This window comes from Nonomuraea sp. NPDC047897 (assembly GCF_043204415.1).
Taxonomy (GTDB): domain Bacteria; phylum Actinomycetota; class Actinomycetes; order Streptosporangiales; family Streptosporangiaceae; genus Nonomuraea.
Genome location: NZ_JBIDCC010000005.1, coordinates 308,452 through 322,307, shown reverse-complemented (window position 1 = coordinate 322,307; position 13,856 = coordinate 308,452). Strand labels below are relative to the sequence as shown.

The following is a 13,856-nucleotide window of genomic DNA, read 5'->3' as shown; positions in this document are numbered from 1 at the left end:
GTCATCGGCTGACCGCGAAATTCCTGTCGATTCTCGCATGCAACGCGATGCCCACCGAGACCGAAACGTTGAGGGACTCGGTGGAGCTGATCATCGGAATGGAGACCGTGCCCGAAGACGCTTCCCTGAACAGCTCGGAAGGCCCTCCCTTTTCGCCGCCGAACAACAGGGCAAGCTGTCCCGGGTCGGCGGCGAGGTCTTTCACCTCGCGGTCGCCGTCGGCGTCGAGCACCATCAGCCGCATGCCGCGGTCTCGGATGAAGGCGATCGCGTCCTCGCGACCGGCCAGAACGATGGGCAGGGAGAAGACGTAGCCCCGGCTGGCCCGCAGGAGGCGCCGGTCGGCGACCGTGGCGAGATCGCTGTCGACGAGGACGATGCCCGAGGCGCCGAGCGCGAGCGACGTCCGCACGATCGCGCCGATGTTCCCGACGATCTTCACCCCGTCGAGAACGACGACGTCCCCGCCGCCGGCTGCGATGTCGCTGAACCTGGACGGACGAGGGACCCGCGCGATGCCGAACGTTTTGGCCTTGCGCTCGCCCTTGAACAACTGGTTGACGATCGACGAGTCGACGAGACGGGTCGCTATGTCGTGCTTCCTGCACAGCGCGAGCAGTTCTTCCGGCATCGGACTGCCGTCGCTGCTGTATATCTCAACGAACTGCACCCCGGTCCTGATGCACTGGATGAGGGGCTCGGTGTCCTCGATCAATGTGGTTTTGATGCTGGACCTCGAATGCCGGGTGACGTCGACGATTCTCTGAATCGCGGGGTCGGACATGTCGACGATCGTGTCCAGCTCTGTCATGGGGTCGATCCTAGCCCAGGCGGCACGCCCGGCCGGGCGTGCCGCGGCAGGGTGGCAGGCAGGGTGGCAGGCAGAGTGGCGGAGGGTGGAGATGTACGGCCAAGTGGGGTGATCCCCTACTATCTTCCCTCGGAAGAAGAGGCACGGGTGAAGGAGCACTGTGGCGGTTGCGTCCCCCGCCGACCGCCGGCGTGGCGCGCTGCGCCTCCTCGGCACGGTGCTGGCCGTCGCCCTCGCGGTGAACACGGCCCCCGCGCAGGCGGCGCCGAAGCCCACGGTCAAGCAGCTGAAGAAGGAGCTCGCCGCCCTGCAGAAGGAGTCGGACGCGCTCATCACCGACTACTACAACGGCCGCATCGCCCACGAGAAGGCGGACAAGGCCGAGAAGGCGGCCCGCGAGAAGCTCACCGCCGCGCAGAAGGTGCTCGACCGTGAGTCCGCCGAGCTGCGCAGGATCGCCGTCACCGGCTACATGAACGCCTCACCGCTCCCTGCCATGTTCGTCCGGGCCTCACCCGGCACGGACGACTACCTGCGCCGGCTCGCCTTCGCCCAGCAGCTGGTGGACGAGCAGGGCGCCCGGCTGAGCGGGTTCGCCCAGGTGCGTGACACCCACCGCCGGGCCCAGCAGGAGGCGGCCGCCCGCTCCCGCCGGCTCGGCGACCAGGTCGAGGACCTCGCCGACCGCAAGGCCCGCGCCGAGAAGCTGATCGAGAAGATCCGGGACAAGATCGACCAGCTTCACCAGGCCCCCGGCGTGCGGCGCTCGGACGGCACCTGGGTCCCCCAGCTTCCGGACGGCGCCGACCACATCACGCCCCGCATGCGCCTGGTGCGGACCCTCATCCAGGAACGGTTCGACGTGCCGTTCGGCATCGGGTGCTACCGGCAGATCCAGGACGGCGGCGAGCACCCCCTCGGCCGGGCCTGCGACTTCATGCTGAGCCGCGGCGGAGCCATGCCGTCGGCCGCCGAGGTCGAGCGCGGCGACGAGATCGCCGAATGGGCGGTGAAGAACGCCAGGCGGCTGGCCATCATGTACGTCATCTACCGCCAGCGCATCTGGCACGTGCGCACCGGGACCTGGCGCACCATGTCGGACCGCGGCGGCGCCACGGCCAACCACTACGACCACCCGCACATCTCCGTCTACTGAGATTTGTGGCCGTTCTACCAGGCGAATCCCCTTCTAGGGGGCGGCTTGTTCCGGCTCTGTTCCGGTTTCCCGGTCCTCTGAGCCCAAAGCAGCGTCGATCACCTTCCGCGTCCGACCGTCACTACCTGACATGAGGTGTGTGTACGTTCGGAGCGTGTAGCCGGGATCCGAATGTCCGAGGTACTCGGCCAGCGCCTTGATGGACTCGCCCGCGTCGAGCAGCACGCTGGCGTAGTAGTGCCGTAACGCGTGCATGCCATGTTCCCGTGCCGTCTGGTTGGAACGGCCCGTCAACTTCCGGGTGGGTCGGTCCTTGGCAATCACCCCCAGCCGCTCAAGGGCGGGCTTCCAGATGAACCTGTTGATGTAGTTGCGGTTGAACGCCTTGGGCACTCGGCTGGTGAGAACCAGACGGAGGGTTCGTGGCTCTCCGGTCAGTTCTTCCCAAGGCAGAGTTATCTCGCAGGCCGGGAACCGAGCAAGGTAGTCCTGCAAGGCTGCGGCGACTGAGTCGGGGAGCGGAACGGTGCGCTCACGATCGTGCTTGGGCAGCCCGAACAACTGCTTTCCCTCGATGAGCTTCACCTGCTGCCGCACATGGACGACGCCTCCTCCGAAGTCCACGTCGTCCACCGCGAGGCCGAAGATCTCTCCCTGTCGAAGGCCGCAGCCCGCGCCGAGGATGACCATGATGGCGTACCGGTCGGGTAGCTCACCGATCATCGAGAGAACCCGTTCCGTAGGCCATGGCTGAATCCTCTTCTTCAGCGCCTTGGGCTTCGTGACCGACTTGGCCGCACACGGGTTCTTGGCGATCAAGCCGTCATCAACGGCGCTGTTCAAGAGGTGTTCCAGGAACCGCAGCACAAGCCGGGCGGTGCTCTTGGCCAGGCTCTTGGTGAGGTGCTGCACCCAGCTCCGGATCTCACTGGGGCGGATTGAGCCGATCTCCCGATTCCCGAACTTCGGCTTGACGTGCACACGCCAGTAGCGCTCATAGATCTGTCGGGTGGATGGGTCGGCCTCAAGCGACGCCAGCCAGCCATCCTCACCCTCGACGAGGGCGGATAGCAGCGTCTTGCCGCCGTTCGGGTCGACGTAGTTACCCCGTGCCTTGTCGGCCTCCATCATCGAGCCATGCTTCTCGGCCTCGGTCTTCTTAGCGAATGCCTTTGTCTGCTCCCGGCCTTCGAGATTCGTCCAGACCGCTAACCAGCGCTTCCCCTTCCCATGCCGGGCGGTCCTTTCTCGATGCAACGCGCCGTCCGAGTCCGTCACTGTCTTGAACCACAGGTCCTTAACGCGGGCCATCGCACTTCTCCTTGAGGGGTTGTGGCCGGCGCGTTGGCTGCTCCGGTCTGGCTCCGTGCCTGGTGTGCGCCTGCAGAAGCACGCGAACCACCGTCTGGGAGCGCCCTTTCGCGCTTAGTGATCTTTACGCACACGCGTCTCGTGGGAACGCATTCAACGCGTTAAGGTGGATCTGACGCGTCAGATGCGTCTACTATTGTTTGTACCACATGAGAGCACCGGAACATGGCGGGAGCCCCCGACCGTCCACCCTCAGGAGCGGATCCGGCCAGACAACGAGAAAGGCGCCCCCCGCCAAAGCGGAGAGCGCCTCACCACATCACCAGCGACACCGCACCCCTGACCGGCCCACAGGTTGGTCGCCCAAGCCGATCGGGAGGTGCCCCTAGATGCTTGGAGACGAAGATATCACCTCGCCAAGCGTTCGCTCCGGCACGCCCGAACCGCCGGCGCCCGCGGCCGAACGCCACACAACCCTCGCTGATCCCAACCCGGACGGCGATCCTGTCCGCCGTTCCAGAGGGCATGCGCCGTGTCCACTCTCAGCAGGCGTTCCTCCGCTCTGTCAAGGAGCACCCCGACGCGCTCGGCCTGAAGTGTCACGCCTACCGGAACCTGACGGAGGTCGCGGCCAAGCTGGCGGACTGGGCCGACTGGGCGACGAGGACTACCCGTCCGACCGAGCAGCGTATCGCTGACGATCTCGGCCTGGCGCTGTCCACCGTGAAGCGCTGGATCCGCTGGCTGCGTGAGCGCAGCTTCCTAGGTGTCGTGGAGGCGGGCACAACCGTGCGGTTCCGCAGGGGGAACCGGTGCGGGCTCGACGACGACGGCCTGGGGAACCGGGCGGCGGTGTGGGTCCTGTGCGTCCCGGCTCCCGAGCTAGGCGGAAACGATGCGCACACCGACAAAACGACAACTGAACCCCCTTCCTGTACTTCCCGTAGGGGAGTACAGGAAGGTCCTACGCACGCGGGCGAGGAAAGATCACCTTCGCGCCGTACGCACCGCATCGCGACGACGGCCGAGGCCGCCGCCACGCCAGGGACCCGCAAGCATGCACTCCAGATCGCGCAGAAGATCCACGACACCAGCACCACGCTGCGGCCGCTGTCGCCCTGGTACATCCGGCACCTGACTAGGAGCTTTGTCGCCGCTGGGTGGAGCGCCAATGACGTGCTGCACGCCCTGGATCACCAGCCGGACGGCACAGCCTGGACCTACACCTGGACGAGCCGCCACCAGATCCGCAACGTCCCCGGCTGGGTGCGGTTCCGGCTGTCAGCGTGGCTCGACGAGCACGGCCGGCCCCTGCCCAGCAAGTCGCAGCAGCTCGCGGCCGCGGCCGCCCAGCTCCGCGCCGAGCAGGACGCTCGACGTGCGCAGTTGGAGGCGCAGAACGCCCGCCGCGCCGGCGGCCCGCTCGTGCGGGCAGCGCGGCCGAGCAGGAGCGAAGTGCTCGCGCCCGCGCCCGTTGTCGCTGTCCCGGCGTCCGGCCCGTCCGAGGCGTTCCGTGCGGCGCGTGCGGCGTTGGAGGCCAAGCGGCGGCAGGCGGGGGAGCGGCGGTGGGACTGGATCGATCGGCAGGCGCGGGAGGTGGTCGAGTCGTGGCCGCACCTCGTGGAAGCCTCACCGCTGGTGGTAGAGCCCGGCGTGATGGATGAGGAGTCGGAGCGGCGGCGGGTGTCGTTGGCGCGGGCGCGGATGCGGGCTCGGACCGCTCGGCTGTACCGACAAAACGACAAATCCGAATCTACGTCGTAAAGCCGGGGGCTCACCGTGATGGCTACGCAGAATCACCGCTACGCGCGCGTGAGATCCACGGAGACGCGCGATCTGGTGCATCTGGTGCATCTGGTGCGTCTAGCGCGTTCATGCGCTCAGAATGCGTCTGAGACGGTAATCGAACTGTGATAAGCAGAGACCCGCACCGGTACACCCTTTGTATGTTCACACCTCTTAGATGTGTTAGTTTGGAGATCCAAGCACCACACAAAAGCACCGCTGACCAGCCTAAACGCGCTGATAGCGGCGGCGCTACCAACCTCCCGGCACCCGGCCCCGCGACCGCCACGGTCGCGGGGCCGCCGCATTCACGAGGAGCCGCAACATGCAGACCATGACCGCCCCCACCCGAACCCAGCTGCTGCACGCCGTCGAAGATGTCCGCGACGCGGGCGGCACCACCACCCACATGCTCCACACCATCGCCCGCATGACGGCCGGGCCGGCCGCCACCCCCGACCAGTTCCAGCGAGAGACGGCCAGCGTGTTCGCCATGGCGGGCTTCTACTACGACGACCTGTCCGGCGAGTACAAGCGCACCATCGGCGCCACGCCGTACCCGCACGAGACCGCGACGTTCGACCATCTCACTGGCGCCGACCAGATGAAGGTCATCCAGCACGTCATCAACGAATTCGGCGACCTGGACGAGAACATCGACCTGCCCGCCCCGCCGATTGCGCTCGCTGACAACCTGTTGCACTGCCTGCGCAAGGCGGCCGCGCTCAAGGTCGAGTCCGGCCCGCACTTCGGGCCCGTCTACACCTCGGTCCGGGAGTCGCTGGTCGCGCTGCTCGCCACGCAGTCCGTGGACCGCGCGCTGGCCATCGAGTCCGTCAACCGCGCGCTGGAGACCGGCAAGGGCATCGCCGAGGCCGTCGCCTACGTAGACGGACGGCTGTGACCGCGCCGACGCTGGACACCAGCACCCGAGGGATCGCCGAGCACCTGCTGGAGACGCTGCACCTGCTCGACCGGGCCGACAACCAGCGGTTGGCCGTCCAGGTCGGCGGTGCCTACGGCGACGTGCGCGAGGCCCTGATCAAGGTCCTGGCCGAGGCTGGCTGGGGCCGGGGGATGGCCGACGAGGCGATCCACCTCGCCATGGTCAGCCACATCTCGATGCTCGAGGCGATGACGGCCGCTCGCGCAGGCTGATAGCGGTACCGCAACCGACATCCCAAGCCGCCGCAAGGCGGCCCTCAGCACACCCGAAAGGAATCACCATGCACCTGACCCTCGACCAGGCCCCGGCCGTCACCGAAGTCACCGACGAGATTGCCCAGCAGGTCGCCGACGCGATCGGCGAGCACTTCCGCGCCCAGCCTGACTACGCGCCGCAGGTCATGCACGCCGATTGGGACGGCGGGGGCGGCCGCGTCATCGTCTGGCTGCACGGCCTGACCGACTGGGCGTACCTCGCTGGCGACGGCGGGATCTCCGAGGACCTGCCGGACGTGTACGAGCCGGTGCCGCTGCCCGCTGGCGTGTGGGTCGAGCCCGTGAACCCGCAGGCCCTGCGCGTCCTGCCCACGGTCTGAAACGCCGATGGCCGGGCCCGCCACAGGCCCGGCCATCACCAACACCACAAAAAGCCCCGGTCCCTTCGTCGCCACAACGAGGACCTAGCGCATCTCAGCGTAACGCACACACCCGGCCCAGACAGGCCGCCCAGAGTGGGAGCTATCTCGTGAAGCACGTCGCCGTTGCCGTCCGCCGCTACCGACTGGAACTACCGGGCTACGACTGGTTCGAGCCGCAGACCACCACCGACCTCGCCCGAGTGGTCCGCTCTCTTCGCGCGGCGCGGCTCGCTGGGCTGACGGTCCGCGCGACCCTGCTGCCGCTGCAGGTCGAGCAGGTGCCCGCTTGCAGCTGGTGCCGCGCCCGGCCGCGCGCGGTGGAGAACGACTGCGACGGGTCGTACCTGACCGCGACCTGCGTTTCCCCGCAGTGCAGGGAGGCGCGTCGGCTGGCCTACGACGGCGTGATCGCCTACCCGTCCCACCGGCGCGGTGGCCAGGCGGCGCGGCTAGTCAAGCCCGTCCGGATCCGGAGGGCGGACGGGCCGCCGCCGGGTGTCGTCACGGTGGACGAGTACGACGACATCACTTGCGAGTGCGGCAACATTTCTTCGTTCGCGGGGTTCCACCCGTGCTTGCCCGGTGGCGCCCTCGTCGAGCCTGACCATCCCGAGTGGAACGGGCTGTACTGGTGCGCCGCAGTTGGGTGTTCCGGCGTCATCGTCGATTGCCGCTACCTCGACGACGACCAGGCCGACAGCGGCCAGATGGAGAGCGTCACCGACGCGTTCCCGGTGGAGATCGACGATCAGTGCGGCGACTGCTCTGCGCACCAGGACGCGCCGCCCGATGACCACCACGTGGCCTGCTCCACCCGCTGGAACTGACCGCAGCCGCCCGCCAGCGGCCGCCGCCCGGGCGGGCTCTTACCTCTCTCCCGAGAAAGGACACGACATGACCACGACCAAGAGCCGCACGTTCCTGGAGCTGAGCGCCCCGTGGTATCTGGCGTTCCTCCACCTGGCCAACAGCCCTGAATGGGAGGAAGGCAACCACGCCGCCGCGCCGAACGGGTACCAGGCGTACCGGCACATCGGCTGCGGCGAGACCGTGCACGTGCCGGGCAACGACCAGGCCGGCGGCTACGAGATGGTCCGCGCCGTGATGGACATCTGCATGACGGAACTGCTGGGCGACCCGAACGCCACGCTCGCTGACCGGCGTGCCCTGATCCACCACCTGGCCGGGATCGTCCGAGTGCCGCGCGTCAGCCAGTGGACGATGCCCCAGGCCCTGGGCTACATCCGGTCCCTGTCGGAGGAGCCCGAGCTTGAAGACGCCGGATACGACGACCACGACGGCTCCCTCCCGACGCTGCGAAACCGGTAGAGACAGCCGTGCGCAACGACCTCCTCGACCAGGAGCGCGGCTACGCCTACGCGGCGGTCAGCCCCAACGGCGGCCGCAACATCTACGTCACCGGCGCCCCGTGCAAGACGTGCGCGCCTCCACAGCCCGACCCCAACAACCGGCACCCCGTGCCCTGCGAGTGGGCGCGGGCGCACGCCTGGAACGCCGTCCACAACTGGGGCGACGGCGCCTATGTCCAGCGCATCCCCATCGCCCAGCTCCCGCCCGAACTCCGGCCCTGAGAGGACTCGAACCCTCATGAACAGCCTCTACATCCCGGGCGTCGCCCGCGTCCACTACGACAGCATCCAGAACGGCCGCCACCACCAGGCCGACTACGTCGCCGTGCTCAACGGCGCGTCGGCGCTGGCCGTCGCGGTGTGCGACGGCGCCGGCGACGAGCCGGACGCGGCTGAGGCCGCGCAGATCAGCGCCCAGGTAAGCGCGGCCGTCACCGGCTCAACCGCCAGCGCGGTCGAGGGCCTGTACGCGGCCCGCGGCTACCTGCAGCGGCGCAACGAGGAGGCCCCTCCCGGCCAGGAGGGCATCACCACGGCTGTCGTGGCCGCGATCACCAGCGGCGGGCTGGATCTGGGCTGGGTCGGCGACTCGCCTGCATGGGCGGTGAAGCAAGACGGCGAGGTCGTTCCCCTGACAACGCCGTCCTGTCACCCCTGCTCAACCCCGTGCAACGTCGAGGAGAAGCACAAGGGCGCCGCCGGCGGGTGGCCGCACCGGCTGTACACCTCCACCGACGACTACGCCCGAATCATCCTCGCGTCGGACGGCGTCTCCGCACACCTATCCCTCCTCGGGCGGTTCGACCACATGAACGCCATGCTGGACGACCTGGCGCGCGTCGCCATCCCTGACCTGCACGGCGAGTACGTCGCGACGCAGCTGCTCGACCTGGCCAAGCGTGGCCGCGGCCGCGACAACACCACCGTCGCCGTCATCGACTTGCTGCACGGCCGGGACGACCTCAGCGACGAGGGCGAGGAGGACGCGCAGTGACGAGCACCGTGACCGGGCTGCTGCTCACCACCGACCTGAACAGCGGCGCCAGGGTGGCGCTGCTGCTCACCGACGACGGCGAACGGCTGGACCTGGCCTACCTGTCCGGCGTGCTGAGCCTCGGCGATGGCGACACCGACACCGAGATTTGCCAGGTCGAGGCGTACCCGCACCTCAACCTCCTGGTGGGCCGGCTGGCCCACCCCGGCATGCGGCAGCGCAACCACATCGCTGGGCTGCTGCTCGACCACCACTTCCCGCCCACCGCCGACCGGTGGTGGATCGACCTACGCGGCGGCGTCGTCCTCACCGGCCTGTGCCACTGCGGCGCCCCCGCTGACCTACCTGACCCCTTCTACGACACGGCCCGCGCCGTGTCCGACTCAATCCCGAGAGGAACACGGTGACCAGAAGAGTCCGGCCCGCCGTCAACCCGAACACCAGCTACAGCGTGATCACCGCGAAGGCCAACATGGGTGGCTGGGCCGTCACCACGGGCCCGTCCTTCGCGGACGGCGTCACCGAGCTGGAGTTCACCCGCGACGACTGGAAGATCTACGTCGGCTTCCAGGCGGGCACAGCGTTCGCGGCCGCCATCCAGTACCCCGGCCAGACCAACCCGGCCAGCATCCTGTCGCTCGGGCTGCTGGCCCGCTACCTGCGCGGCAACCGCGAGCAGATGTCGGCGTTCCGCCGCGGCCAGCGCGTCATCGTCGGCGAGCAGGCCGGGACGGTGCAGAACATCATCCCCGACGACGAGACGAAGGTCCGGCTCGTCGTCCACTACGACGCCGGCGGCGTGGGCGAGCCTTACACGACGCACGTCCGCGCCGAGGAGACGACGGCGGTGCAGCAGTGAGCACGCTGAGCACTTTCGCCACCGAAATTGACGACGAAGACGACGACCTGCCAGGCGTTGAGCGACGCGTCTGCCCCTCGTGCGGCAGGAACTCCCGCATCATCACGCGTGGCGACTCGCGAGGCACGATCGTGTCCAAGTGCTGCGAGGTCCCCCTGCCGGGGATGAACGACGAACTGCCCAACGACCAGGACGAGGACGACGAGCCGACCGTGCTCATCGAGGACGGCAAGCTCGTCTGCCCATACCCCGACTGCAGCGCCACCGACCAGATCATCGAGCTGGACGTCGCGACCCGGGACAACGAGCTGTGCGTCTCCGAGGACGGCGCGATCATCGCGCACCTCGGCGACTACAGCTTCGAGAGTGACGGCTTCGAGTGTCAGCAGTGCGCCCGCCGGGTGTCACTCCCAGACGGTTACGAGATCGTCCACTCCTAGCCGCTGATAGCGCAACCGCAATCAACGCCACTCGCCGCAGAAGGAGAACGCCACCATGGCGACCACCACGAAGAAGCCCCGCAAGGGCCGCCGCGTCACGCAGGCCATGAAGGACCGCGCCACCGCCAGCCGCACCGCGGCGCGGGAGGCGCTGCACGCCTACGCGGTGTTGTGCCTGTCCGACCCGGCCGAGCTGGAGCAGTTCCGCTCGATCGCCGCGAGCGTCGGCTGGAAGGAGGACCCCGCCAGCGACGACCCCGGCTACTCGCTGCAGAACGTCGCGCTGCTGGCTGCGCAGCGCCGCCCGCTGACCCACTGCGGCGGCTTCGACTACTGGCTGGCCCAGGGCCGCTGTGTGGCCGAGGGGGAGAAGTCTCTCGGCACGTGGCGCCACATCGGCCGGAAGAAGTCCGACGAGGAGAAGGCCGAGGAGAAGAAGGAGGCCGAGGAGGGGTGGCAGTCCAGCCGGCGCGGTCCTCGCTTCTACGTGAAGAAGGGCACGTTCGACGTCGTCCAGACCCGGCCGGTGGTGACGTGCCCGCACTGCGGCACCACCCCGGCCGGTGAGGACGACCGGACCACGCAGTGCCCGCCGGACTGCGCGGTGTTCGCGCCCCGGCCCGGCGGCAGACCGCCCCGAGAGCTCGTCGTCGAGCTGATGCAGGCCCAGCTCCTGGACGCCGAGGACGAGGGCGAGGCCGACCTGTGATCACCATCAGCCACACCCACGAAGAGGGCACCCTGGTCACCGGCACGGTCAAGGGCGACGGCGCGTGGGAGATCCTCCGCAAGCACGGCTTCCACTTCTTCCGCTCGATCCGGATGATCGGCATCCGCCAGTCCCGCGACCAGGTCGCCCAGCGCTGGAAGATCAACGGCGCGGCCGAGGCGCTGCGTGCGGCCGGGTTCGAGGTCACCGTCGAGATTGACGACACCCCGCGCGACCGCGCCCAGGTCCTCGCCGACAAGGCCGACCGGCTGGAGGACCGGCGGGACGCGCTCGCGGCGAAGGCGGCACGCCGCGCCGGCGAATCGGCCGCGCACGCCGAGCGCGCTCACCAGCTTTCGGAGCGGTTCGCGGGCGGGCAGCCCATCCTCGTCGGCCACCACTCTGAGCGGGGCGCGCGGCGCGACCAGAAGCGCATGGAGTCCGCCATGCGCAAGAGCATCGAGGAGGACAAGGCGGCGCAGGAGACGGCCCGCCGTGCCAACGCGGTCGGACGCCAGGCCGCCTACTCCGCGCGGCCGCGCGTCACCGCCCGCCGTATCAAGACCGCCGAGTCGGAGCTGCGGAAGATCCAAAAGGCGCTGGACGGCTACACCCGGCGGCACCTCGACCACCAGGGCAGGCCGTACTACATCGAGGAGCACAAGCCCGCGACCGGCCACTATCGCGAGCAGCTGCTGGCCCGCAAGACCCAGCTTGAGAACCAGCTCGCCTACGACGGGGAGCAGGTGGCCGCAGCCGAAGCCGAGGGAACTCACGTCACCTACGGCCCGCATAACGTGCACGTCGGCGACACGGTCGCCTACTGGGGGCTGAGGCGGAGGACCGTGGTCAAGGTCAACCGGGTCACCGTGTCGGTGGAGTCCGGCTACTCCTGGCCCGACAAGGTGAAGTTCACCGACATCAGGGGCGTCGAGTGCCCGCACGGCGACGAGCCCGCGGTCATCGCGCCCAGAGAGCCCGTCCGCGCCCGGCCGGCGGCGCCGAAGGTCGATGTGCCCAAGCTCGACACCGCGCAGCTGCGCGCGGCCGCGCAGACCGCCAGCAACATGCAGGTGGGCGCTGGGCGGGAGGCGTTCGTGTCCCCGCCCGTCGTGGTGGACCGGCTGATGGAGCTGGCCGACATCCGGCCCGGCATGGCCGTGCTCGAGCCGTCTGCTGGGACGGGGAATATCGCGCTGGCGGCCGTCGAGCGGGGCGGGGTCGTGGACTGCGTCGAGATTGACCGCAACCTGGCCAACGTCCTCATCGAGCGTGTGCCCGGCGTGAACTGCTTGCGCCGCCGGGACTTCCTCGACATCACCGGCCGGGTGGAGCAGGAGGCGTACGACCGGATCGTGATGAACCCGCCGTTCTCCGGCGGCAAGGACATCCTGCACGTCACCCACGCCCTGCAGTTCTTCAAGCCCGGCGGCCGGCTCGTCGCGGTGATGGGCGCGGGGGTGATCTTCCAGCAGTCCAAGGCGGCTGAGCGGTTCCGCGCGCTGGTGGAGGAACGCGGCGGCGAGTTCGAGCCGCTGCCCGCCGGCTCGTTCGCCCCGGCGACCGACGCCAACACGGTCGTCGTGGTCATTCCCGCCGAGGCGTAGCCGCCGATCGTGCGCGCCCCCGCCCCGTCCGGGCGGGGGCCTTCCCCGGAGGCCCCATGAAGATCGTTTTCTCGTACGGGATGGGCCTCGACTCCACGGCGATCCTGCTGCGCTGGCTCACCGAGCCCTGCTCACGCTGGTTCGACCTACGCGACCTCGTAGTCGTCACCGCGCAGACCGGAGACGAATGGGTCGAGACCGCCTATCTCGTCGAGCAGCATATATACCCGCTGCTCGCCCGCCACGGCGTCCGCACCGTGCAGGTGGCCCGAGCCGGCCGCCGCCAGAAAGACGGCATCGTCACCCTCGACGACACCACGCACCCCATCCTGTGCCTGTCGTCGGCGCCGGGCGCGTACCGGCTGTCGGACGAGCTGCTGCAGGTGGCGACCGTCCCTCAGTCCGGAGGAGTGCGCAAATGCTCGCTGAAATTTAAGGGCTGGGTCCTCGACCAGGCCATCGCGGAGATCGTCGGCGACGAGGAGTTCGTGCACGTCGTCGGGTTCGAGGCTGGTGAGGTCAAGCGCATGTTGAAGGACATGCCGCTCGGCCTGCCGAACCGGATCCCGTCGTACCCGCTGATCGAGTGGGGCTGGGACCGCGCCACCTGCGAGCAGTACGTCCTCGACCGGCTCGGCGTGGTCTGGCCCAAGAGCGCCTGCGTGCAGTGTCCATACGCGTTTTCCCTGGCAGAAGGCCGTGACCGGACCATTCCGCGCTACCTGGCCAACCCCTATGAAGCGCTGCTCGGCCTGACGATGGAGCACCTGGCGGTCGCGGTGAACCCCCGGCAAGGGCTCCTCGCAGGCGAGCAGCTGTACGACTTGATCGCTTCGACGCCCGGCAGCGGGCCGCTGCTGGACATGTTCGAGCGGCGTCTCAGCAACCTGCCGTGGGCTGTCTACGACGTGCGCCGCGCGATGGCGGCCAAGCCCGGCGACCAGATGGCGCGCGGCCAGACGTACCGGTCGCTGGAGCTGCTGGTCGAGGGCACACGCGCTGAAGCGTTCACCCACCTGTACCGGGCCGCCCACCTGCTCGGCCGCCAGGTCGAGACGGACGGCCGCCACCACCGGGTGTGGCTGCGCACCCGGAACCTCTACTACCCGTGCGTCGAGCACGCCCTGGTCGTCGCGCCCGCGCTGGCGCACGACAAGACCTTCAAGACCTTCGAGAAGGCGTGGCTGGCCGGCCTGAACGGTCCCGCCCAGCTCACATTCGACTTCTAAGG

The 13,856-nt window shown here is 68.8% G+C and carries 17 protein-coding genes; 15 read left to right on the top strand and 2 right to left on the bottom strand.

Annotation, left to right across the window (positions count from 1 at the left end; genetic code table 11):
• Position 1: 1 nt before the first annotated feature.
• The gene (gene nshR / locus ACGF0J_RS14345) at positions 2-811 is read right to left on the bottom strand and encodes an NshR/TsnR family 23S rRNA methyltransferase (protein WP_393145641.1); all 810 of its coding nucleotides are present in this window, start codon (positions 809-811) and stop codon (positions 2-4) included.
• A gap of 160 nt (positions 812-971) precedes the next feature.
• Here nshR and ACGF0J_RS14340 point away from each other — a divergent pair, with 160 nt between their 5' ends.
• Complete coding sequence (locus tag ACGF0J_RS14340; RefSeq protein WP_393145639.1) at positions 972-1,967, top strand: coiled-coil domain-containing protein; 996 nt, start codon at positions 972-974, stop codon at positions 1,965-1,967.
• A gap of 33 nt (positions 1,968-2,000) precedes the next feature.
• Here ACGF0J_RS14340 and ACGF0J_RS14335 read toward each other — a convergent pair whose 3' ends face one another.
• Entirely contained in the window at positions 2,001-3,278 is a 1,278-nt protein-coding gene (locus ACGF0J_RS14335; RefSeq protein WP_393145637.1) for a tyrosine-type recombinase/integrase, read from the bottom strand.
• 525 nt (positions 3,279-3,803) lie between these two features.
• On the opposite strand from ACGF0J_RS14335, the gene ACGF0J_RS14330 reads away from it, so the two are divergent.
• The 14 genes from ACGF0J_RS14330 (at position 3,804) to ACGF0J_RS14265 (ending at position 13,854) form a co-directional block, all read left to right on the top strand.
• Positions 3,804-5,042 carry a hypothetical protein gene (locus ACGF0J_RS14330; protein ID WP_393145635.1) on the top strand — a complete coding sequence of 413 codons (1,239 nt, stop codon included), beginning with the start codon at positions 3,804-3,806 and terminating at the stop codon, positions 5,040-5,042.
• 346 nt (positions 5,043-5,388) lie between these two features.
• Positions 5,389-5,967: a hypothetical protein gene (locus ACGF0J_RS14325; protein WP_393145633.1), complete on the top strand. Its 579-nt coding sequence runs from the start codon at positions 5,389-5,391 to the stop codon at positions 5,965-5,967.
• Positions 5,964-6,221: a hypothetical protein gene (locus ACGF0J_RS14320; RefSeq protein ID WP_393145631.1), complete on the top strand. Its 258-nt coding sequence runs from the start codon at positions 5,964-5,966 to the stop codon at positions 6,219-6,221. Before ACGF0J_RS14325 ends, ACGF0J_RS14320 begins: the two co-directional genes overlap by 4 nt.
• A gap of 68 nt (positions 6,222-6,289) precedes the next feature.
• Entirely contained in the window at positions 6,290-6,604 is a 315-nt protein-coding gene (locus ACGF0J_RS14315; protein WP_393145629.1) for a hypothetical protein, read from the top strand.
• Between the two features lie 149 nt (positions 6,605-6,753).
• Positions 6,754-7,473, top strand: a complete 720-nt coding sequence (locus ACGF0J_RS14310) for a hypothetical protein (RefSeq protein ID WP_393145627.1) — start codon at positions 6,754-6,756, stop codon at positions 7,471-7,473.
• A 67-nt stretch (positions 7,474-7,540) separates the two neighbouring features.
• Positions 7,541-7,975, top strand: coding sequence for a hypothetical protein (locus tag ACGF0J_RS14305; RefSeq protein ID WP_393145625.1), 435 nt, complete (start codon positions 7,541-7,543; stop codon positions 7,973-7,975).
• An 8-nt stretch (positions 7,976-7,983) separates the two neighbouring features.
• Positions 7,984-8,238 (top strand): hypothetical protein, encoded by a 255-nt coding sequence (locus ACGF0J_RS14300; RefSeq protein WP_393145623.1) that lies wholly within the window; start codon positions 7,984-7,986, stop codon positions 8,236-8,238.
• Positions 8,239-8,254: 16 nt separating this feature from the next.
• Positions 8,255-9,010 (top strand): protein phosphatase 2C domain-containing protein, encoded by a 756-nt coding sequence (locus ACGF0J_RS14295; protein WP_393145621.1) that lies wholly within the window; start codon positions 8,255-8,257, stop codon positions 9,008-9,010.
• A complete protein-coding gene (locus ACGF0J_RS14290; RefSeq protein WP_393145619.1) occupies positions 9,007-9,417 on the top strand; it encodes a hypothetical protein in 411 nt (136 codons plus the stop codon). The genes ACGF0J_RS14295 and ACGF0J_RS14290 overlap by 4 nt, the downstream gene beginning before the upstream one ends.
• The gene (locus ACGF0J_RS14285) at positions 9,414-9,869 is read left to right on the top strand and encodes a hypothetical protein (protein WP_393145617.1); all 456 of its coding nucleotides are present in this window, start codon (positions 9,414-9,416) and stop codon (positions 9,867-9,869) included. Before ACGF0J_RS14290 ends, ACGF0J_RS14285 begins: the two co-directional genes overlap by 4 nt.
• A 164-nt stretch (positions 9,870-10,033) precedes the next feature.
• Positions 10,034-10,309 carry a hypothetical protein gene (locus ACGF0J_RS14280; RefSeq protein ID WP_393145615.1) on the top strand — a complete coding sequence of 92 codons (276 nt, stop codon included), beginning with the start codon at positions 10,034-10,036 and terminating at the stop codon, positions 10,307-10,309.
• A 55-nt stretch (positions 10,310-10,364) separates the two neighbouring features.
• Complete coding sequence (locus ACGF0J_RS14275; RefSeq protein WP_393145613.1) at positions 10,365-11,018, top strand: hypothetical protein; 654 nt, start codon at positions 10,365-10,367, stop codon at positions 11,016-11,018.
• Entirely contained in the window at positions 11,015-12,625 is a 1,611-nt protein-coding gene (locus ACGF0J_RS14270; protein ID WP_393145611.1) for a DUF3560 domain-containing protein, read from the top strand. The genes ACGF0J_RS14275 and ACGF0J_RS14270 overlap by 4 nt, the downstream gene beginning before the upstream one ends.
• A gap of 56 nt (positions 12,626-12,681) precedes the next feature.
• The gene (locus ACGF0J_RS14265) at positions 12,682-13,854 is read left to right on the top strand and encodes a hypothetical protein (RefSeq protein ID WP_393145609.1); all 1,173 of its coding nucleotides are present in this window, start codon (positions 12,682-12,684) and stop codon (positions 13,852-13,854) included.
• Positions 13,855-13,856 lie beyond the last annotated feature (2 nt).